This is a genomic window from Roseateles agri, assembly GCF_034043675.1.
Classification (GTDB): Bacteria; Pseudomonadota; Gammaproteobacteria; order Burkholderiales; family Burkholderiaceae_C; genus KK5.
Map to the genome: position 1 here is coordinate 437,687 of NZ_JAXCLA010000001.1, position 18,848 is coordinate 456,534.

General features: G+C 67.8%; 17 protein-coding genes, 1 tRNA gene and 1 pseudogene. 16 read left to right on the forward strand and 3 right to left on the reverse strand.

What is annotated here, in order from left to right; all coding sequences use genetic code 11:
• Positions 1-7 precede the first annotated feature (7 nt).
• Positions 8-856 carry a cytochrome C assembly family protein gene (locus tag SNE35_RS02060; protein WP_320421132.1) on the reverse strand — a complete coding sequence of 283 codons (849 nt, stop codon included), beginning with the start codon at positions 854-856 and terminating at the stop codon, positions 8-10.
• 50 nt (positions 857-906) lie between these two features.
• Here SNE35_RS02060 and ffh point away from each other — a divergent pair, with 50 nt between their 5' ends.
• The gene (gene ffh, locus SNE35_RS02065; protein WP_320421133.1) at positions 907-2,310 is read left to right on the forward strand and encodes a signal recognition particle protein; all 1,404 of its coding nucleotides are present in this window, start codon (positions 907-909) and stop codon (positions 2,308-2,310) included.
• A 3-nt stretch (positions 2,311-2,313) separates the two neighbouring features.
• Here the strand turns inward: ffh and ftsY are convergent, their stop codons facing one another.
• Entirely contained in the window at positions 2,314-3,393 is a 1,080-nt protein-coding gene (gene ftsY, locus SNE35_RS02070; RefSeq protein ID WP_320421134.1) for a signal recognition particle-docking protein FtsY, read from the reverse strand.
• Positions 3,394-3,476: 83 nt separating this feature from the next.
• Between ftsY and SNE35_RS02075 the strand changes: the two genes are divergently transcribed.
• Both SNE35_RS02075 and SNE35_RS02080 read left to right on the forward strand, forming a co-directional pair.
• Positions 3,477-3,553, forward strand: a tRNA-Met gene (locus tag SNE35_RS02075).
• 116 nt (positions 3,554-3,669) lie between these two features.
• Positions 3,670-4,629, forward strand: a complete 960-nt coding sequence (locus tag SNE35_RS02080; protein WP_320421135.1) for an acyltransferase family protein — start codon at positions 3,670-3,672, stop codon at positions 4,627-4,629.
• A 146-nt stretch (positions 4,630-4,775) separates the two neighbouring features.
• On the opposite strand, the pseudogene SNE35_RS02085 reads toward SNE35_RS02080, so the two are convergent.
• A pseudogene (locus SNE35_RS02085) lies at positions 4,776-5,252 on the reverse strand (transposase); the annotation flags it as partial.
• Between SNE35_RS02085 and SNE35_RS02090 the strand changes: the two are divergent.
• The 13 genes from SNE35_RS02090 to SNE35_RS02150 all read left to right on the forward strand — a co-directional run bounded on the left by SNE35_RS02090 (position 5,251) and on the right by SNE35_RS02150 (position 18,847).
• A complete protein-coding gene (locus SNE35_RS02090) occupies positions 5,251-5,487 on the forward strand; it encodes a hypothetical protein (RefSeq protein WP_320421136.1) in 237 nt (78 codons plus the stop codon). The pseudogene SNE35_RS02085 and the gene SNE35_RS02090 sit on opposite strands and share 2 nt — an antisense overlap.
• On the forward strand, positions 5,484-6,197 hold the full coding sequence (locus SNE35_RS02095) for a response regulator transcription factor (protein WP_320421137.1): 714 nt from the start codon (positions 5,484-5,486) through the stop codon (positions 6,195-6,197). Before SNE35_RS02090 ends, SNE35_RS02095 begins: the two co-directional genes overlap by 4 nt.
• Positions 6,194-8,032: an ATP-binding response regulator gene (locus tag SNE35_RS02100; protein WP_320421139.1), complete on the forward strand. Its 1,839-nt coding sequence runs from the start codon at positions 6,194-6,196 to the stop codon at positions 8,030-8,032. The genes SNE35_RS02095 and SNE35_RS02100 overlap by 4 nt, the downstream gene beginning before the upstream one ends.
• Positions 8,033-8,150: 118 nt before the next feature.
• A complete protein-coding gene (gene tssA / locus SNE35_RS02105; RefSeq protein ID WP_320421140.1) occupies positions 8,151-9,146 on the forward strand; it encodes a type VI secretion system protein TssA in 996 nt (331 codons plus the stop codon).
• Positions 9,147-9,178: 32 nt separating this feature from the next.
• Positions 9,179-9,724 (forward strand): type VI secretion system contractile sheath small subunit, encoded by a 546-nt coding sequence (gene tssB / locus SNE35_RS02110; RefSeq protein ID WP_320421141.1) that lies wholly within the window; start codon positions 9,179-9,181, stop codon positions 9,722-9,724.
• 23 nt (positions 9,725-9,747) lie between these two features.
• The gene (gene tssC, locus SNE35_RS02115) at positions 9,748-11,271 is read left to right on the forward strand and encodes a type VI secretion system contractile sheath large subunit (RefSeq protein WP_320421142.1); all 1,524 of its coding nucleotides are present in this window, start codon (positions 9,748-9,750) and stop codon (positions 11,269-11,271) included.
• Between the two features lie 130 nt (positions 11,272-11,401).
• Entirely contained in the window at positions 11,402-11,890 is a 489-nt protein-coding gene (locus SNE35_RS02120) for an Hcp family type VI secretion system effector (RefSeq protein ID WP_320421143.1), read from the forward strand.
• Positions 11,891-11,941: 51 nt separating this feature from the next.
• Positions 11,942-12,442, forward strand: a complete 501-nt coding sequence (locus SNE35_RS02125) for an Hcp family type VI secretion system effector (protein WP_320421144.1) — start codon at positions 11,942-11,944, stop codon at positions 12,440-12,442.
• A gap of 18 nt (positions 12,443-12,460) precedes the next feature.
• Complete coding sequence (tssE, locus tag SNE35_RS02130) at positions 12,461-12,985, forward strand: type VI secretion system baseplate subunit TssE (protein ID WP_320421145.1); 525 nt, start codon at positions 12,461-12,463, stop codon at positions 12,983-12,985.
• Between the two features lie 4 nt (positions 12,986-12,989).
• Positions 12,990-14,906, forward strand: coding sequence for a type VI secretion system baseplate subunit TssF (gene tssF, locus SNE35_RS02135; RefSeq protein WP_320421146.1), 1,917 nt, complete (start codon positions 12,990-12,992; stop codon positions 14,904-14,906).
• Positions 14,906-15,964 carry a type VI secretion system baseplate subunit TssG gene (gene tssG / locus SNE35_RS02140; RefSeq protein ID WP_320421147.1) on the forward strand — a complete coding sequence of 353 codons (1,059 nt, stop codon included), beginning with the start codon at positions 14,906-14,908 and terminating at the stop codon, positions 15,962-15,964. The genes tssF and tssG overlap by 1 nt, the downstream gene beginning before the upstream one ends.
• A gap of 79 nt (positions 15,965-16,043) precedes the next feature.
• Positions 16,044-18,332, forward strand: coding sequence for a type VI secretion system Vgr family protein (locus SNE35_RS02145; protein ID WP_320421148.1), 2,289 nt, complete (start codon positions 16,044-16,046; stop codon positions 18,330-18,332).
• The gene (locus SNE35_RS02150) at positions 18,329-18,847 is read left to right on the forward strand and encodes a DUF6484 domain-containing protein (protein ID WP_320421149.1); all 519 of its coding nucleotides are present in this window, start codon (positions 18,329-18,331) and stop codon (positions 18,845-18,847) included. The genes SNE35_RS02145 and SNE35_RS02150 overlap by 4 nt, the downstream gene beginning before the upstream one ends.
• Position 18,848: the final 1 nt, after the last annotated feature.

The window sequence follows — 18,848 nt, forward strand, 5'->3', positions numbered from 1 at the left end:
ACGCGAATCAGGAAGGGATGGGACGTTGCAAGATCACTTCGAGTACGAAGCGCGAACCGGCGTAGGACAAGAGCAGCAGCACCGCGCCGAAGTAGAGCCAGCGCGTGGCCCGCCGGCCACGCCAGCCGAAGGCCCGGCGGCCGGCCAGCAGGCCGCTGAGCACGAACCAGCCGAGCACCGCCAGCAGGTTCTTGTGGTCCCAGCGCCAGTGCGGCGTGAACCACCAGCCCAGCACGATCGCCAGCGACAGCACGACCACGCCGGCGGCGACGAACTGGAAGGTCAGCCGCTCCAGCCGCAGCAGCGGCAGCCCCGGCATCGCGCTCACGCTCGAGGGCTTGTTGCGCATCTGCCGCTCGGCCCGGTTCAGCAGCACCGCATGCAGCACCGCCACGCCGAACAGCCCGTAGGACGCCAGGCCCAGCACCCAGTGCAGCGGCGCCCAGGGCGACACCGCCAGCGGCCGGCTCTCACCCGGGAAGATCATCGCCAGCAGCACGGCCAGCAGGCCCAGCACGGCCAGCACGCGCCGCGCGCTGGCCAGCGGCAGCAGCCGGCTCTCGACCAGGTAGACCGCCAGCACCAGCCACATCGTGGCCGACAGCGCCGGCGCGAAACCGAAGCGCGCGCCCGGCTCCGGCAGGCCGATGCCGGCGATGTCCACCGTCAGCGCCACCGCCTGCGCAAGCCAGGCCGCCAGCAGCACGAGCTGCAGCCGCGGCTGCGCCGTTTCGGGCGCCTTGTCCGCCGCCTTGCCGACCAATACAGCGACCGCCAGATAGGCCAGCGCGGCCACCGCGCTGGCGGCGATCAGGACTCGCCCGGCGGTCTCCGAAGATGCGGCAGATAAAATCATGGTCCACAGTGTACTTTTGCGCACCCGACTCCAAGGGCGGCGCGACCCCGATGGCCTCCACTCTGACCGATCGCCTGAGCCAGCTCGTCAAGACGATGCGCGGCCAGGCCCGCATCACCGAATCGAACGTCCAGGACATGCTGCGCGAGGTGCGCATGGCCCTGCTGGAAGCGGACGTCGCGCTGCCGGTCGTGCGCGACTTCATCGCCCGCGTGAAGGAAAAGGCGCTGGGCCAGGAGGTCGTCGGCTCGCTGAACCCGGGCCAGGTGCTGGTCTCCGTCGTCCACAAGGAACTCGCTGCGACGATGGGCGAAGGCGTCAGCGACATCAACCTCGCCGCCCAGCCGCCCGCCGTGATCCTGATGGCCGGCCTGCAGGGCGCCGGCAAGACGACGACCACCGCCAAGCTCGCCAAGCACCTGATCGAGAAGCGCAAGAAGAAGGTGCTCACCGTCAGCGCCGACGTCTACCGCCCCGCCGCCATCGAGCAGCTGAAGACGGTCACCCAGCAGGCCGGCGCCGAATGGTTCGCCTCCACGCCGGACCAGAAGCCGCACGACATCGCGCTCGCCGCGATCGACTACGCTCGCAGGCACTACTTCGACGTGCTGCTGGTCGACACCGCCGGCCGCCTGGCGATCGACGAAGCGCTGATGGCCGAGATCCGCGACCTGCATGCGACCTTGAAGCCGGTCGAGACGCTGTTCGTCGTCGACGCGATGCAGGGCCAGGACGCGGTCAACACCGCCAAGGCCTTCAAGGACGCGCTGCCGCTGACCGGCGTCGTGCTGACCAAGCTCGACGGCGACTCGCGCGGCGGCGCGGCGCTGTCGGTACGCCAGATCACCGGTGCACCGATCAAGTTCGCCGGCGTGTCGGAGAAGATCGACGGCCTCGAGGTCTTCGACGCCGAACGCCATGCCGGCCGCGTGCTGGGCATGGGCGACATCGTCGCGCTGGTCGAGGAAGTGACCAAGGGCGTGGACATCGCCGCCGCGCAGAAGCTGGCCGACAAGATCAAGTCCGGCAACACCTTCGACCTGAACGACTTCCTCGCCCAGATCTCTCAGATGAAGAAGATGGGCGGCCTCTCCGGCCTGATGGACAAGCTGCCCGCGCAGATGACCGCCAAGGCCGGTGCCGCCGACATGGACAAGGCCGAGCGCGACATGAAGCGCATGGAAGGCATCCTCAGCGCGATGACCGCCAAGGAGCGCGCCAACCCCAAGCTGCTGCTGGACGGCAAGACCAAGGCCAGCCGCAAGAAGCGCATCGCCTCCGGTGCCGGCGTGCAGGTGCAGGACGTCAACCGCGTGCTGAATCAGTACGACCAGATGGCCGGCATGATGAAGAAGATGTCCGGCGGCGGGATGATGAAGATGATGAAGAAGCTGGGCGGGATGAAGGGCGGCATGGGCGGGATGGGAGGCATGCTCCCGCCCGGCATGAAGTAAGTTTTATTCCAGCAGCGCCTGCGCGAATTCGCGGGCGCTGAAGGTCTGCAGATCCTCCAGCTTCTCGCCCACGCCGATGAAGTAGACCGGCACCGCGCGCTCCCGCGCGATCGCCGCCAGCACACCGCCCTTGGCCGTGCCGTCGAGCTTGGTGACGATCAGGCCTGTGAGGCCCAGCGCATCGTCGAAGGCCTTGACCTGGGACAGAGCGTTCTGTCCGGTGTTGCCGTCCACGACCAGCAGCACCTCGTGCGGCGCGCCTTCCTGCGCCTTGCCGATCACGCGCTTGATCTTCTTCAGCTCTTCCATCAGGTGGATCTGCGTGGGCAGGCGGCCAGCCGTGTCGGCGATCACCACATCCTTACCGCGCGCGCGGCCCGCGGCCACGGCATCGAAGGTCACCGCCGACGGATCGCCCCCCTCCTGGCTGACGATCTCTACCGAGGTTCGATCGGCCCACACGCTCAACTGCTCGCGCGCCGCCGCGCGGAAGGTGTCCGCCGCGGCCAGCAGCACCGTCTGGTTGGCCTCGGCCAGGTGGCGCGTCAGCTTGCCGATGCTGGTCGTCTTGCCGGCACCGTTGACGCCCACGACCATGATCACCGTCGGCGTGGCCTCGCCCACCGTCAGCGGCTTCTCCAGCGGCCGCAGCAGTTCCGACAGCGAGTCGATCAGCAGGCCGCGCACGGCGGCCGGATCGCTCGCCTTCGCGTCCTTCACGCGCTGCCTCAAGTCACCAAGCAGATACTCGGTCGCCTTGACGCCGGCATCGGCCATCAGCAGCGCGGCCTCCAGTTCCTCGTACAGTGCATCGTCGATCTGCGTGCCTGTGAACACCTGGGCGATGCTTGAGCCGGTCTTGCGCAGACCGGCACGCAGCTTGTCCATCCAGCTCTTGCGCGGTGGCTCGGGCGGTTCGGGCAACGCAGGCGAGACGGGCACAGGGGCCGGCAACGGCGCCGGCGGCGCAGCAACGACGACGACGGGTGGCGGGGCCTCCGCAGCTGCCGGCACTTCCGTCACCGGAGGCGCGACCGGCGTCTCCGATCCAAGACCGAACTTCTTCTTGAAAAAACTGAACATGGATGATGAGTAGCAGGCCCGAAAAGAAATTTCGAGCAACGATTGCATTGTCCGCCAAAAGCTGGCTAGAATAGAGGGCTTGAGGCGCTTTAGCTCAGCCGGTTAGAGCGACGGAATCATAATCCGCAGGTCCGGGGTTCGAATCCCTGAAGCGCCACCAAATAAATCAACGGGTTACGTCGCAGGGCGTGGCCCGTTTTTTCTTTTCGGGCGGCGAATATCAGACAGTTGTCTGATATTTTGTCCGCTTGGGAGCCTAAGGAAAGGAGCACGGGCATGTTGAAGTCGCTTCAAGCCGGCCGCGCGATCGCGGCGCTGATGGTAGTCCTGTACCATATGGGGCCCGCCGTCGAGAAGTACTTCGGCTTAGGCGCCCTGGCCGCCCCGTGGGGTCGCGCCGGCGTCGAGTTCTTCTTCGTCCTGAGCGGCTTCATCATCGCCAGCGCCCACTGGGACGACATCGGTCGACTTGATCGGCTGGGCCGCTTCGCCTGGAAGCGCTTCGTGCGGATCTACCCGATCTACTGGGTCGTCTTCCTGTTGGCCTTTACCGGCGCCTACCGCCTGCTGAACCTGTCGGTTGCCGAGGTGCTGCACGGACTGCTTCTCACGCCCACAGGCGTGGCGCCCGTGATCTCGGTCGCCTGGTCGCTTCAGTGGGAAATTGTCTTCTACGTGCTCTTCGCGTCACTGATCGTTCACCCCGCGCTTGCGCTGGCGGTGCTGGCCGCGGTGCTGATCGGGCTCCCGGGCAGCCCGAAGTACTTGATGCTGTTCCTGGCGGGCGTCGCGTGCGCGGTGGTCGACCGCCGCCAGCTCGCGGTGCCTGGCCGCCTGGTGGCGCTGATAGGCACTCTGGTGTTCGCTGCGGCGAGTGCAGTCGAGACGGTGAGCGGCGGTCAGCCGGTCTTTTGGTACGGCGTCGGTGCCGCGCTGCTGGTGCTTGGCCTGGTGAGGGCGGAACGCGCGGGGCACATGATCGGGGCGCATCCGGCGCTGCAGCTACTGGGCAACGCCTCATACAGCATTTACCTGCTGCACTACCCCTTTATCAGCGCGGCCTGCAAGGTAGCCGCCGCAGTCGGCCTGCGTGGGCCGGCCTGGGGCGCGGCAGTCTATGCCGTGGTGCTGATGGCGGCCGTCGCGGCCGGGGTGCTACTGCACCTGTACGTCGAGCGGCCCCTGATCGATCGCCTGACCGCACGGCGCCCGGTGCTGGCGCCAGTGGCTGACTGAGGGCACGTCGTCGCCCAAGGCGGCCGTCCGGCACTTCTCGTACTGCCCTGCCGTGTGCTGCGCCCGTGCGCAATGCTGCTGGACGCGGCTGGTGTACTCGATGTGACGGAAGAAGCCGTCGAGCTGCTCGGCAACGCGGACATCATCTTCATCGCTTGGGTCACTTCTTCCGTTTGCAAGGTGGGATGAACGCGCCAGCCAACGATCTTGCGTGAGTGAGCGTCGGTCACCAGGCTCAGATAGACAGACAAACTTCTCAGCGGTGGGCAAGTAGGTGATGTCGGCCACCCACAGTTGTTCGCTTCTCGTCACCTCGATCTGCTCGCGGCCTTCCTTGACCAGGTTCGGATGACGCCGATACCGATGACGGCTGTCCGTGGTCTTGTGATATGCCCGGCGCCCGTCTTATCTATCGGCATTGCCGCCGATGATGCCGTAGGCGCCCATCCCTGGCGACTGTGCTTGCGCATCCAGGTCAACACTGTCGAGCATCCCCGAATTCCATACTTGGCCTGCGCCTGCTTGTAAGTCAGCTCGCCTTTTTCGACCGGCTCTACGACGCTGAGCTTAAACGCCACCGCGTAGTCGCGCTGCTTCGCTTCAGGCCCGTATCCATCACACATGCTCTTTCTTGAAGGCAAATGTGTCAACGCAGATCAGGACGGGTCATTGCAAGGTGCATGTCCGGCATTACAGTTACAAGCCGCTGCAAATGTGAACCCGGATCTCCGCTTTTCTGTGGATGTGTTCACCATCGAACGAGCGCTCAATGGCCCCCGCACCGAGGCGTGGACCCCGGTTCCGGATGCGATGAGTCACGGCACGTGCCGTGCTCCTGCCAGCAAAGGACAGCCATGAACGCTTCACCGATGCTTCCCCAGACCCATGCGGCCCTGAACGAGACTCCCATTCCCGCTGCAGCGCCGGGCTGTGCACCTGCCACGCTGCTGCTAGTCGACGATCACGAGATCGTCCGCTGCGGCGTCAAGAGCAGCTTCGAGGAACTGGACGGCGTACCGCTGAACTGGCTCGAGGCGGACTCGCTGCAGGATGCACTGCAGATCTATGGTCGCGAGGAGGCGATCAACGCTGTGCTGCTCGACCTGAACCTGGCGGACTGCAAGGGCCTTCAGGGTCTGCGCCGCTTCCTGCAGGAGTTCCCGGAAGCGAGCGTGGCCGTGTTCAGCGCGACGCGCGATGAGTTCGTCGTTCGCCAGGCGCGCGCGCTCGGTGCCGCCGGCTATGTGCCCAAGGGCGCGGCGGCAGGCCAGGTGCGCGATGCGTTGAAGGCGCTGCTGTGGCCGCGCACCAGCGGGCAGCAGCGCTACCCGACGCCGCCGGTCCAGGCGCTGTTCCCGTCGTTCCCGTCCTCGGCCATGTTTGACCGGGTCTCGGAGCTGGGCGCGCAGCATTTGGAGATCCTGGAACTGGTACTGTCCGGCTGCACGAACCAGGAGATCAGCGCGACGACGCACCTGTGCCTGGGCACAGTGAAGAATTACGTCTCCTCGCTGCTGCTGGCGCTGGACGTGCGATCGCGCTCGCACATGGTCAGCCTGTTCCGATGAGCCCTGGCCGACCGGCGAACGCAGCAGCGCCGGCCGCCCGCTACGTGGTGGTCGACGGGCAACACGTCGATGCCGAAGCTGCCGCGATCGACCCGAGCGGCCCAGCCTCACCCGCACCTGCTGGCGTACTGTCCAGCACGGCCTGGACGACGGTGACGGAGACGGCACCGCTGCTGTCCGCCGCCGGTGTCGGGGCGATCACCTGCGGCCTGCTGACTTCCGACCTGAGCGCATGGTCGATCGTCTGGGCTCTGGCCGGTGCCGGGCTGGTGGCCGGATGGAGCCTGGCCCTGGCCTTCCCGTGGCGCTTCACCCCGCTGCGTTCGCTGATCTGGCACCACCGCACCGTGAGCTTGCTCGCGGTGCTGCTGATGCTCTGGTCGCTCGGTGCCCCCGAGTCGCTCACGGATCTCCCGCCCCATACCGCACCGGAATTGCTGCGGCACTCAGCGGCGGTGCTGGTCGCCTGCGGCGGCGCCTTCGTCTTCGGCCCGCTGGTGCGCCTGGGCATCCCGGCCATCGCCCTGCCGCCGCTGCATCTGCTGCTGGACCGCTCCACCGCGCCCGCCAGCTGGGCGCCTTCGCCCACGATCCTGCTCCAGGCGCTGCTGGCCACCATGCTGGCCACCGCGCTCGCGCTGGCTGCCCGGCAGGCCTGGCGGCGCCGCGCCGCGGCCCAGCTCGCCGCGGAACGGCGCATCGCCGAGGCCGAAGCCGCCTGCCGGGCCGCGCTGCGCGCCGATGCGGACAAGACCCGCTTCCTCAGCGCCACCAGCCACGATCTGCGCCAGCCGGTCCATGCGCTGGGCCTGTTCGCCGCCACGCTCGACAAGCGCCTGCGCGGCACCCGCGACGAGCCGCTGGTGCGCAACGTCGTGCGCTCGGTCGAAGGCCTGGACCGCTCGCTCAACGCAATGCTCGACGTCTCGCGGCTGGACGCCGGCGTGGTCGAGCCGAATTTCCAGCACTTCCCGCTGCGCGATCTCTTTCGCCGCCTGCACATGCAGTTCGCCGGCCAGGCCGACCTGGCCGGACTGAGCCTGCGCTTCTCGCCCGGCGGCAAGTGGGTGACCAGCGATCCGCAGTTGCTCGAACGCATCCTGGCGAACCTGATCCAGAACGCGATGAAGTACACCGCACACGGCGGGGTCGTCGTCGTGGTGCGCAGCAGCGCCCGGCATTTCAACATCGAGGTCTGGGACACCGGCGTCGGCATCGCGGCTTCCGAGCTGCCGCACATCTTCGACGAGTACTACCAGGTGCCGGGCCACAAGGCGCTGCGCCAGCAGGGCACCGGCATGGGCTTGGCGATCGTGCGCCGGCTCGTGCGCCTGCTCGGCCACCGGCTGACGGTCGCCTCGCAGCCGGGGCGCGGCACGATGTTCCGGCTCAGCGTCCAGCAACGCGGCTCACCCGAAGTGCAGGACCTGACCGCGCCGGCCGACACCTTGCCGATGCCGGCCGGCCGCGCGCGCACCGTGCTGATCGTCGAGGACGACGACGCCGTGCGCGAGGGCCTCGCGCTGCTGCTCGAGGAATCCGGCTACGCGGCGCTTCAGGCACGCAGCCTCGAGGACGCGCGCCAGACCTTGCGGATGATCGAACTGCCGCCGGACCTGCTGCTGACGGACATGCGCCTGGGCTCCGGCCCCGACGGCCTCGAGGTGATCGAGGAAGTCCGGCGCGAATGCGGCTTCGAGCTGCCGGCCATCATCGTCACCGGCGATGCCGTCAGCGACGACGACCAGCCGCTGGGCAACGGCGCCCATCCTGTGCTGTTCAAGCCGGTCGATCCGCGAAAGCTGCTGCTGCGCATCCGTAGCCTGGTCGCGTGATCGGGCACGGCATCGGCGCCACCTGCACAAAGTGACTTTCGGCTGCTGCGCCGCAGCCGCTCGATCCATAGAGTCAAGCTCAGACAAGCCCTTCGACCGTCCTGCCTCATCCCAATCCATGACCGAGCTCGAACTCCAGACGCTGACCGCACCGCTGCCAGGCGACGCGCCCTGCGGCGCGGACCTGCAGTTCGATGCGGACTTCCTGGCGCTCGAAGAGGCGGCTGCGGGCCAGCCCGAGCGGGAGTACGGCAAGACGCTGATTCCCGCTAAGGGCCCGGACTGGCGCAGCGTGCGCCAACTGGCGATGCAACTGGCCCTGCGCACACGCGACTTGCGCCTGGCCGTCTGGCTCACGCGCAGCGGCGCACACCTCGGTGGCCTTGCCGATGCGGCGCGCGGCCTGCAGTTGGTCCACGCGCTGCTGCAGCAGCACTGGGACACCGTGCATCCGCAGATCGAGCCGGTGCAGGCACAGGGCGAAACCTCGCGGCTCAACGCGATCGCCCCGCTGCTGCGCGACGACGCCGGCCTGGCCGATCTGCGCGCGGCGCGACTGTCCTCGCAGCGCGCCGCCATTACCGTGCGCGAGATCGAGCTGGCCGCCAACCCCGGCCTGGCGCGGAAGGGCGAGCCGGCGCCGACGAAGGAAGGCGCGCTCGCCGGTATGGCCGCCGCCCGGCAGGAAGTGACGGAGCTGAACACGCTGATGCTGGCCGCCCACACCGCCGCCATCGGTATCGACGAGGTGCTGACGACCCGGCTCGGCGCGACCCGCACGATGGAGCTCACCCCGCTGACCCGGCTGACGGCGGCGCTGGCCCAGATCGCAGCGCTGGCGGCCGGCGCCGAGGCAGCCAGCACGCCCGAGGCCACGGCTGCCGCAACAGCGCCAGCGCCGGCGATGAGTGGCGAGATCAATTCACGCGAGGAAGCGATCCGCGCGCTGGAACGCATTTGCGACTGGATCGAGCGCAACGAGCCCGCGAGCCCCGCGCCGATCTTCATCCGCCGCTCGCAGCAGCTGCTACAGAAGAGCTTCATCGAGATCATCCGCGACCTGCTGCCCGACAACGTCAAGCAGATCGAGCACTTCGTCGGCAAGACCAGCTAGCGAACGAACCCAGGCATCACCAGGAGTACGACATGGCCAAGGACAGCAGCCAAGGCTTCATCGCCCGCAACCGCGCACCGCGCGTACAGATCGAATACGACGTCGAGACCTACGGCGCCGAGAAGAAGATCCAGTTGCCCTTCGTGATGGGCGTGATGGCCGATCTCTCCGGCACGCCGAAGGAACCGCTGCCGCCGGTGGCGGAGCGCAAGTTCAAGGAGCTGGACGTGGACAACTTCAACGACTTCATGAAGTCCACCCAGCCCCGCGCCAACTTCCGCGTGCCCAACACGCTGACCAAGGATGGCAGCCTGAGCGTGGACATCACCTTCTCGAGCATGGCCGACTTCTCACCGGCCAAGGTGGCGGAAAAGGTCGACGGCGTGCGCGAACTGCTCGAAGCGCGCCAGCAGTTGGCCAACCTGAAGACCTTCATGGATGGCAAGGCCGGTGCCGAGGTGCTGATCGCCGAAATCATCAAGGACCCGGCCCTGCTGCAGTCGCTCGCGATGGCCAAGAAGTCCGTGGCGGCAACGCCCGCGCCCGCTGCCGCGACGGCCGGCGACGCCTCATCCTGAAACGGCCCGAGGAGAAGACGATCATGGCTGAGCAGACCATTTCCCAGGCTCCCCAAGCCACCCAGGCACCTCAAGCGCCCGCGCTCGAAGGCGTCACCTACCGCGACAGCGACTTCGCCAGCCTGCTGACGCGGGAGTTCAAGCCCACGTCCGACGGCGCCAAGACCCTGGTCGAGCAAGCCGTGCAGACGCTGGCCGAGCAGGCGCTCAAGCACGCGACGCTGATCAGCAGCGATGCCCACGATTCGATCGACGCGATGGTCGCCGAGTTGGACAAGCGCATCTCCGAGCAGATCAATACGGTGATGCACGCGGCGGAATTCCAGCAGGTGGAGAGCGCCTGGCGCGGGTTGCACTACCTCGTCAACAACACCGAAACGGACGACATGCTGAAGATCCGCGTCATGAACATCTCGAAGAACGAGCTGGGCAAGACGCTGCAGAGCTTCAAGGGCACGCCCTGGGACCAGAGCCCGATCTTCCGCAAAGTCTATGAAGAGGAATACGGCGCGCTCGGCGGCGAGCCCTATGGCTGCCTGGTCGGCGACTACTACTTCGACAACAGTCCGCCCGACGTCGAGCTGCTGCGCGAGATGAGCAAGGTTTCGGCCGCCGCGCATGCGCCCTTCATCGCCGCGGCCAGCCCGCACCTGCTGCAGATGCAGTCCTGGCAGCATCTGGCGGACCCGCGTGACCTGACCAAGATCTTCAGCACGCCCGATTACGCCGGCTGGCGTTCGCTGCGCGCCTCAGAGGACGCGCGCTACATCGGCCTGGCGATGCCGCGCTTTCTTGCCCGCCTGCCCTACGGCGCCAAGACCAGCCCGGTCGAGGAGTTCGATTTCGAAGAGGACACCGGCGGTGGCGAGCATGGCAGCTACACCTGGGCGAACTCGGCCTACGCGATGGCGGTCAACATCAACCGCTCGTTCAAGCAGTACGGCTGGTGCTCGCGGATCCGCGGTGTCGAGTCCGGTGGCGCGGTCGAGGGCCTGCCGACACACACCTTCAAGACCGACGAGGGCGAGGTCGCGATGAAGTGCCCAACCGAGATCGCCATCGGCGACCGGCGCGAGGCCGAGCTGGCCAAGAACGGGTTCATGCCCCTCCTGCACCGCAAGAACTCCGACAGCGCGGCCTTCATCGGTGCGCAGTCGCTGCAGAAGCCTACCGAATACGACGACCCCGACGCCACGGCCAACGCCAACCTGTCGGCCCGGCTGCCCTACCTGTTCGCCTGCTGCCGCTTCGCCCACTACCTGAAGTGCATCGTGCGCGACAAGGTCGGCAGCTTCAAGGAGCGCGAGGACATGCAGCGCTGGCTGACCAAGTGGGTGATGAACTACGTGGACGGCGATCCTGCCGGTTCCTCGGAAGAGGTCAAGGCCCGCAAGCCGCTGGCCGACGCGGAGGTCAAGGTCGAGGAGATCGCCGGCAATCCCGGCTACTACGCGGCGAAGTTCTACCTGCGTCCCCACTATCAGCTGGAAGGCCTGACGGTCTCGCTGCGGCTCGTCTCGAAACTGCCTTCCGCGAAGGCCGCCTGAGAGCCACTTCAACCGCATCGCATCACAAAGGACACCGCAGCCCCGTCGACTGCGCTGCCCGACACGCCCCGGCGCACCGGGTTGATCGACATCGACGGCAAGCACCCCCACACCCACGGAGCACACGATCATGGCAAAAGTTGACTACTTCCTGAAGATCACCGGCGTCGACGGCGAGTCCACCGACGACAAGCACAAAGGCGAGATCGAGCTGATCTCCTACTCGCTCGGCGGCACCAATGCGGGCTCGTTCCAGAGCGGCGGCGGCGGCGGCAGCGGCAAGGTAGCGCTGCACGATTTCAGCTTCGTCAAGAAGGTGGACAAGTCCTCCGCCAAGCTGTTCGCCGCGATGTGTTCCGGCGAACACTACGACACCGCCACGCTCGTCTGCCGCCGCGCCGGCAAGGAGCAGCAGGAATTCCTGACCGTCGTGCTGAGCAAGGTGATCGTCAGCTCGCTGACACACCTGGGCGCCGAAGGTGCGGAGACGATCCCGAGCGACTCGGTGACGCTGAACTTCGGCAAGATCGAGTTCAAGTACAAGGAGCAGAAGCCCGACGGCTCGCTCGGCGGCGAGATCATCGGCGGCTGGGATCAGACGACGAACAAGGTCGTCTGAGCCGGCCTGAACGCAAGGCAACGCAACGCCACACCGACCGCGAGCACCAGCATGGGCGCCGACGCATCGACTGCCGACCTCTTTCTTGCCGTCGAGTCACGACGCAGCGGCAAGATCAAGGGCGAATCCACGACCGATGACCACGAGGACGACATCATCCTCAGCGGCTGGTCCTGGGGCGCGCAGGCGGGCGACGCGATGGGCAGCAGCACCCGCACCGGGCGCCGCCAGTACGGGCCGCTGGTCGTCACCAAGGGCATGGATGCGGCATCACTGGTCCTGCTGGCGGCGCTGGCCCGCAACGACGAGATCACCGAGGCGACGCTGACGATGCGCAAGTCCGGCGGCGAGGCCCTCGACTACTTCAAGCTGAAGCTCGAGGGTGCCCGCGTCGCCGACATCAGCTATGCGGTCGACGACCTCGGGCACACGGTCGAACAGGTGACGCTGACCTTCACCAGCTTCGATGCCGAATACAGCGACCAGCGCTCCGACGGCACCGGCGGCGGCGCGATCGCTTTCAGCGACGAAGTCCTGTCGCCGAACGCCTGAACCAGCGGGCCGCGGCGCATGGCCACCGACATCAGCGACCGCCTGCAACCCGCGCTGCTGGACCGGCTGACCGACGACGGCCCGCAGGGCGACGGCACCGATTTCCGCGTGATGAGCAAGGCGCAGTTGCGCCACGCCGTGCTGCGTGACCTCGGCGTCCTGCTCAATACCACGCAGCCCTCGGCCCGCACGCTGCCGACGCGGGAGACCGACGCGGCGATCGCCGCCAGCGTGCTCAATTTCGGGCTGCCGCCGCTGGCCGGCAGGCTCCAGCACAAGATCGACATCGACGCGCTGGAGGCGGAGATCGCGCAGGCCATCAAGCGCTTCGAGCCGCGCATCCGAGCCGAGTCGCTTGTCGTTCGTGCGCTGCGCCCCACACGGGTGCTGGAGACGCACAACGTGATCGAGCTGCGGATCCAGGGCGAGCTGTGGTCACAGCCGGTGCCGCAGGAGATCCTGCTGCGCACGCAGCTGAACCTGGAGGCGGGCCAGGTCGAGATCAGCGACGGCGCGCCCGCGCCGACCAGCCGGCGGGTCTAACGCGATGGACCCGCGCCTGCTCCACCTGTACAGCCAGGAGCTCGGCCACCTGCGCGAGATGGGCCAGGAGTTCGCCCGGGAGTTTCCGCGCATCGCATCGCGGCTGGGCATGGAAGGGCTGGAGGTCAGCGATCCCTTCGTCGAGCGCCTGCTCGAGGGCTTCGCCTTCCTGGCCGCGCGCGTGCAGCTCAAGCTCGAGGCCGAACAACCGCGGCTGATCGCCCACCTGCTCGAAGCGATCTACCCGAACTTCCTGGCGCCGCTGCCCTCGATGATGGTGGCGCGCTACGAGATCGACCCGGCCGATCCGAACCTGGCGCGCGGCCACCGCGTGCCGCGTGGCAGCGCCATCGTCTGCGACCTGGCCCGCGGCCAGGACACGCATTGCGAATACCGCAGCGCCCATGAGGTCGCGCTGTGGCCGCTGGAACTGCTCGACGTGCGCTACTTCAGCCTCGCTGCCGACCTGCCGCTGGCCCGGCTACCGCAGGCACGGTCCGCGCGCGGCGGGCTGCGCATCAGGCTGCGCTGCGGCGGCGGCCTGATGTTCCATCAGCTGCAGGAGCTCGACCGGCTGGCCTTCTACATCAGCGCACCGGACGCAACCGCCTTCCGCCTGCACGAACTGCTCGGCAGCGCCGTGGCCGGCACCCTGGTGCGCGAGGACGCGGGCGAAGCCATCTCCGCCCGCGACTGGCGTGGCCCGCAAAGCATCCAGCCCCTCGGCTTCGCGGCGGACCAGGCGCTGCTGCCGGAATCGCTGCGCACGTTCTCGGGCTACCGGCTGCTGCAGGAAGTGGCCAGCATGCCGCAGCGGCTGCTGTTTTTCGAGATCACCGAACTGGCCGAGCGCCTGGCCCGCACGCGCGGCGACACGGTCGAGCTGGTCGTCTTCCTGCAGCGCGGCGACGCGCGCCTCGAACCGCTCGTCGATGCGGCCAGCCTGGCGCTGTTCTGCACGCCGGCCATCAACCTGTTCCGCAAGCGCCTGGACCGCATCACCCTCGGCCCAGGCGACTGGGAGCATCACCTGGTGCCCGACCGCGCGCGGCCGATGGACTACGAGGTGCACAGCGTCGAGTCGGTCACCGGCTTCGGCAGCGGTCGCGTCGCGCGGCAAGATTTCGCCCCGCTCTACGCCACCTACCAGGCCACGCCGCCGGCGCCTGACGCCATCGGCGCGGGCTACTACACGCTGCGCCGCGAACCGCGGCTACCGTCCTCGCAGCAGCAGGCGCAGGGTGTGCGCTCCAGCTACATCGGCGAGGAGGTCTACCTCTCGCTCGTCGACCCTCGGCACGCGCCCTATGCGGAGGAGCTGCGCCAGATCTCGGTGGAGGCCTGGGTCAGCAACCGCGACCTGCCGACGCTGCTGCCCGTGGAGGCGGACGACAAGACCGCCCCGCGCGGCAGTCAGCTCTGGCACCTGGATTCGCCCGGCCCGGTGCTGCAGGTTCGCGCGCTGCGCTCGCCGACGCGGCCGCGCTCGCGGCTGCCGGTGGGCGAGCTGGGTTGGCAGCTCGTCAACCACCTGACGCTGAACCATCTCTCGCTGGTCGGCGAATCGCCCGCCGCGGCGGCGGCCTCGCTGCGCACGATGCTGGGCCTCTATGCGCCGGCGGACGAGGATGCCGGCTGGCGTCGCCAGACCGAGGGCGTGCGCGCGCTGTCGCTGCGGCGGGTGGTGCGCCGGCTGCCGTTCGACGGGCCGCCGACCTTCGGCAGCGGCGTGGCGATCGAGCTGGAACTCGACGAGCTCGCCTTCGAAGGCAACAGCGCCTTCCTGTTCGCCAGCACGCTGGAGCGCTTCTTCGCGCGCCATGCCGCCATCAACAGTTTCACCCAGCTGAGCCTGCGCACGCCGCAGCGCGGCGAGCTGATGCGCTGGCCGCCGCACACGGGGCTGCGCGAGGCAGTGTGATGGCGCCTCAAGACGATCCACGGGAAGCGCTGTGGCGCGAGCTGCAGGCCCAGCCACGCCGGCACGACTTCTTCGCAACACTGCGCCGCATCGAAGCGCTGCATCCGCAATGGCCGCGCCTGGGCGAAGCGCCGCGGCCCTCGCAGGAGGCACTGCGCCTGGGCCAGCAGCCGGACCTGGACTTCGCGCTGGCCGAACTCGCCGCGCTGGACCGGCCCGCCGACTTCGCGCCGCGGCTGCGCGTGCTGTTCTTCGGCCTGCTCGGCCCCAACGGGCCAATGCCGCTGCCCATCACCGAATACACGCGCGAGCGGCTGCTGCACCACAGGGATCCGACGCTGGCCCGCTTCCTGGATGTCTTCCACCACCGGCTGCTGGCGCTGTTCTATCGCAGCTGGGCACAGAACCAGCCCACCGTGCAGCACGACCGGCCGAAGAACGACCGCTTCGCGGCGTGGCTCGGTGCCTGCGCCGGCCTCGGCACCCAGGCCACGCCGCCGGCGCAGCTGTTCCAGGCCGGCCTGCTCAGCCAGCGCAGCCGCCACCCGGAGGGCCTGGCCAAGCTGCTCACCCAGCAATTGCGCCTGCCGGTGCGCATCGAGCAGCACGTGCCGCAGTGGCTGGACATCGAGGCGGAAGACCGCCGGCCGCTGGGCTTCGCGCCGAACCGGCCGGAGCGCAGCGAGGCACGCATGGGGCAGCTCGGCATTTCGGCCAACAGCGGGCGCAAGCAGCTGGACCGGCAGTACAAGTTCCGCGTCGTCGTCGGCCCCTTGAGCAAGGCGGCGTACGAGGCACTGCTGCCCGGCACCGCGGCGTGGCGGCAGCTGCAGCAGTGGGTGCAGCTGTACGCCGGCCTGGACATGCGCTGGGACCTGAAGCTGGTCCTCGCCGCCGCACAGGTGCCGGACGCCCGGCCGGACGGCCGCCTGCGCCTGGGCCTGACCAGCTGGCTCGGCCGCCGGCAGGCCGGCCGCGACCGCCAGGACCTGCGCCTGCGGCCGGAGACCAACTTCCCCGTGCGTCATCCCGGTGCCGCGAGCCACGGCGCGAAGTGACTTTCGGCGCTGTTCGCCGCGTGGACACGACCCGATCATCCAACCGACAGGAGCTTCAGCCCACGCTGACCCCACCCGCATGCCGCCGTCCATCCAGCTCAGCTCGCCACTGCCCGCCTCGGACCTGCTGTTCGAGTCGATGAGCCTGTCGCAAGGCCTGAGCGTGCTCGACGACATGCAGCTGCAACTGCTCAGCGAGAAGCCCGACCTGATGCCCGAAGACCTGCTCGGCAAACCGCTGACGGTGACCGTCGCGCTGCGCGACGGCGGCAAGCGCCACTTCAACGGCCTGGTGACGCGCTTCGCCGCCGGCCGCGCGCAGGACCGCTACTTCGGCTATCAGGCGAGGGTGCGGCCCTGGCTGTGGTTCCTCACCCGCACGTCAGACTGCCGCATCTTCCAGGACCAGACCGTGCCCGACATCGTCAAGGCGGTCTTCAGCGACCACGGCGGCCTCGCGAGCTTCGAGTTCAAGCTGTTCCGCAGCTACCGCAAGCGCGTCTACTGCGTGCAGTACCGCGAGAGCGACTACAACTTCGTCGCCCGCCTGCTCGAAGAGGAGGGCATCTACTGGTACGTGGAACACGACGAGAAGACGCACAAGCTGATGCTCGTCGACGACGCCGGCGCCCACAGCCCGGCCGAGGGCTGCGAGAAGCTGCCCTACTACGCCAACGCCAGGCAGGTGCCGCCGGACACCGACTACGTGTCCAGCTGGACCTTCGCGCGCGAGGTGAAAACCGGCAAGGTCGTATTGGACAGCTACGACTTCGAACGCCCCTCCACCTCGCTGCGCGCCACCAAGGCGCTGGCCCGCAAGCACGCGCTGGCCGAGTACGAGCAGTTCGACTGGCAGGGCGACTACACCCAGCAGGCCGACGGCCAGCAGCTCACCGAGAACCGCATCGACGAACTGCAGGCCCGCCACGAACAGCTCGGCGGCGGCACCAACGCGCAGGCGCTGGCCGTCGGCAGCAAGTTCAAGCTGGAGCGCCATCCGCGCGCCGACCGCAACGTCGAGTACCTGTGCGTGCAGACACACATCAGCGCGCACGTCGACGCCTACGAGGCCGGCGGCGGCAGCGGCGCCGGCAGCTACGAGTGCAGCTTCGCCGCGATGCCCTCGGCCCAGCAGTACCGCCCGCCGCGCAACACGCCCAAGCCCTTCGTGCAGGGACCGCAGACGGCCATCGTCGTCGGCCCCGCGGGCGAGGAGATCTTCACCGACAAGTACGCGCGGGTGAAGGTGCAGTTCCATTGGGACCGCTATGGCAAGAAGGACGAGAAGAGCAGTTGCTGGGTGCGCGTCTCCGCGCCCTGGGCGGGTAAAAGCTTCGGCTTCATCCAGGTGCCGCGCATCGGCCAGGAGGTCGTCGTCGACTTCCTCGAAGGCGACCCCGATCAGCCGCTGATCACCGGCCGCGTCTACAACGCCGAGCAGATGCCGCCCTGGGACCTGCCAGCCAACGCCACGCAGTCCGGCATCCTGACTCGCTCCAGCAAGGGCGGCAGCTACGCCAAGGCCAATGCGATCCGCTTCGAGGACAAATCCGGCAGCGAGCAGCTGTGGCTGCATGCCGAGAAGAACCAGGACATCGAGGTCGAGAACGACGAGACGCACTGGGTCGGCCACGATCGCAAGAAGACGATCGACCATGACGAGACGACCCATGTGAAGCACGACCGGACCGAGACCGTCGACAACAACGAGACGATCACGATCGGTGTCGACCGCAAGGAAAAGGTTGGCAGCAACGAAACGATCGACATCGGTGCCAACCGGACCGAGACGGTAGCGATCAACGAGACGATCAGCATCGGCGGCAACCGCAAGATCAGCGTCAGCGGCAGCGAGACCGCGACGGTGACGATGCAGCGCACGCACATGGTCGGCATCAACGAGACGATCGGCGTGGGCGGCGCTCAGGAGATCGGTATCGGCGGCGCGCAGGTCGTGGTGATCGGGGCGCTGCAAAGCGTGACCGTCGCAGCGATCCAGACCACCAATGTCGGAGCCAGCCAGAGCATCAGCGTCGGCGCGAGCCAGAGCACGACGGTGGGTGCGAGCCAGAACACCCAGGTCGCCGCCGATCGCGGCGTGAAGGTCGGGGGCGCGCAATCGACCACGGTGGCCAAAGCCCGGTCCGCTCAGGTCGGCGAGGACGACACGCTGAAGGTCGGCAAGAACCTCGTCATCGACGCCGGCGAGTCCGTCACTATCAAGACCGGCAGCGCCAGCATCTCGATGAAGAAGGACGGCACGATCACGATCAAGGGCAAGGACATCACGATCGACGGCTCGGGGAAGATCAATGTGAAGGCGAGCAGCGACATCGTGATGAAGGGGCCGAAGGTCGGAATCAATTGAACGGCACGGTGGCCAACATGAAATTGCATGATGATCCCTTCCTGGTCCTGGGCGAGGCCATCGCCGAAGCACCCCGCCCTCCGGCACTGGGCGCTCCCGGTGGGGTCATGGTGGCCCGACTGCAGGGCTTCGATCCTCTCGGCCAACCGTTGTTGGACGAATTGCCGCTCCTGCCCAACCAGGCGGTTGAAGCGCGCAGCACAGTGCGCCTGAGCCGCAACATGGTCGGCCGCCTGGTCGTCGTGTGCTTCGAGAACGCCGATCCACGGCGCCCCATCGTGCTCGGGGTAGTGGAGCCGCATCCGCTCCACCAAACCCTCGCCGCCGCGCCGCTGCAGACCCGCGTGGACGGGGAACGCCACGTCATCGAAGCCGACCGCGAGATCGTTCTGCGCTGCGGCGACGCGAGCATCACACTCACCCACGCCGGCAAGGTGCTCATACAGGGCACTTACATCTTGAGCCGCTCCAAAGGCTACAACAAGATCAAGGGCGCCGCAATCGACATCAACTGAC

Coding starts and splice junctions, on each gene's coding strand:
- tssA (WP_320421140.1), top strand. CDS start 8,151: ATGACCGAGCTCGAACTCCAGACGCTGACCGCACCGCTGCCAGGCGAC.
- SNE35_RS02120 (WP_320421143.1), top strand. CDS start 11,402: ATGGCAAAAGTTGACTACTTCCTGAAGATCACCGGCGTCGACGGCGAG.
- ffh (WP_320421133.1), top strand. CDS start 907: ATGGCCTCCACTCTGACCGATCGCCTGAGCCAGCTCGTCAAGACGATG.
- tssF (WP_320421146.1), top strand. CDS start 12,990: ATGGACCCGCGCCTGCTCCACCTGTACAGCCAGGAGCTCGGCCACCTG.
- SNE35_RS02090 (WP_320421136.1), top strand. CDS start 5,251: ATGCTCTTTCTTGAAGGCAAATGTGTCAACGCAGATCAGGACGGGTCA.
- SNE35_RS02095 (WP_320421137.1), top strand. CDS start 5,484: ATGAACGCTTCACCGATGCTTCCCCAGACCCATGCGGCCCTGAACGAG.
- SNE35_RS02060 (WP_320421132.1), bottom strand. CDS start 856: ATGATTTTATCTGCCGCATCTTCGGAGACCGCCGGGCGAGTCCTGATC.
- SNE35_RS02125 (WP_320421144.1), top strand. CDS start 11,942: ATGGGCGCCGACGCATCGACTGCCGACCTCTTTCTTGCCGTCGAGTCA.
- SNE35_RS02145 (WP_320421148.1), top strand. CDS start 16,044: ATGCCGCCGTCCATCCAGCTCAGCTCGCCACTGCCCGCCTCGGACCTG.
- tssG (WP_320421147.1), top strand. CDS start 14,906: ATGGCGCCTCAAGACGATCCACGGGAAGCGCTGTGGCGCGAGCTGCAG.
- ftsY (WP_320421134.1), bottom strand. CDS start 3,393: ATGTTCAGTTTTTTCAAGAAGAAGTTCGGTCTTGGATCGGAGACGCCG.
- SNE35_RS02080 (WP_320421135.1), top strand. CDS start 3,670: ATGTTGAAGTCGCTTCAAGCCGGCCGCGCGATCGCGGCGCTGATGGTA.
- SNE35_RS02100 (WP_320421139.1), top strand. CDS start 6,194: ATGAGCCCTGGCCGACCGGCGAACGCAGCAGCGCCGGCCGCCCGCTAC.
- tssE (WP_320421145.1), top strand. CDS start 12,461: ATGGCCACCGACATCAGCGACCGCCTGCAACCCGCGCTGCTGGACCGG.
- tssB (WP_320421141.1), top strand. CDS start 9,179: ATGGCCAAGGACAGCAGCCAAGGCTTCATCGCCCGCAACCGCGCACCG.
- tssC (WP_320421142.1), top strand. CDS start 9,748: ATGGCTGAGCAGACCATTTCCCAGGCTCCCCAAGCCACCCAGGCACCT.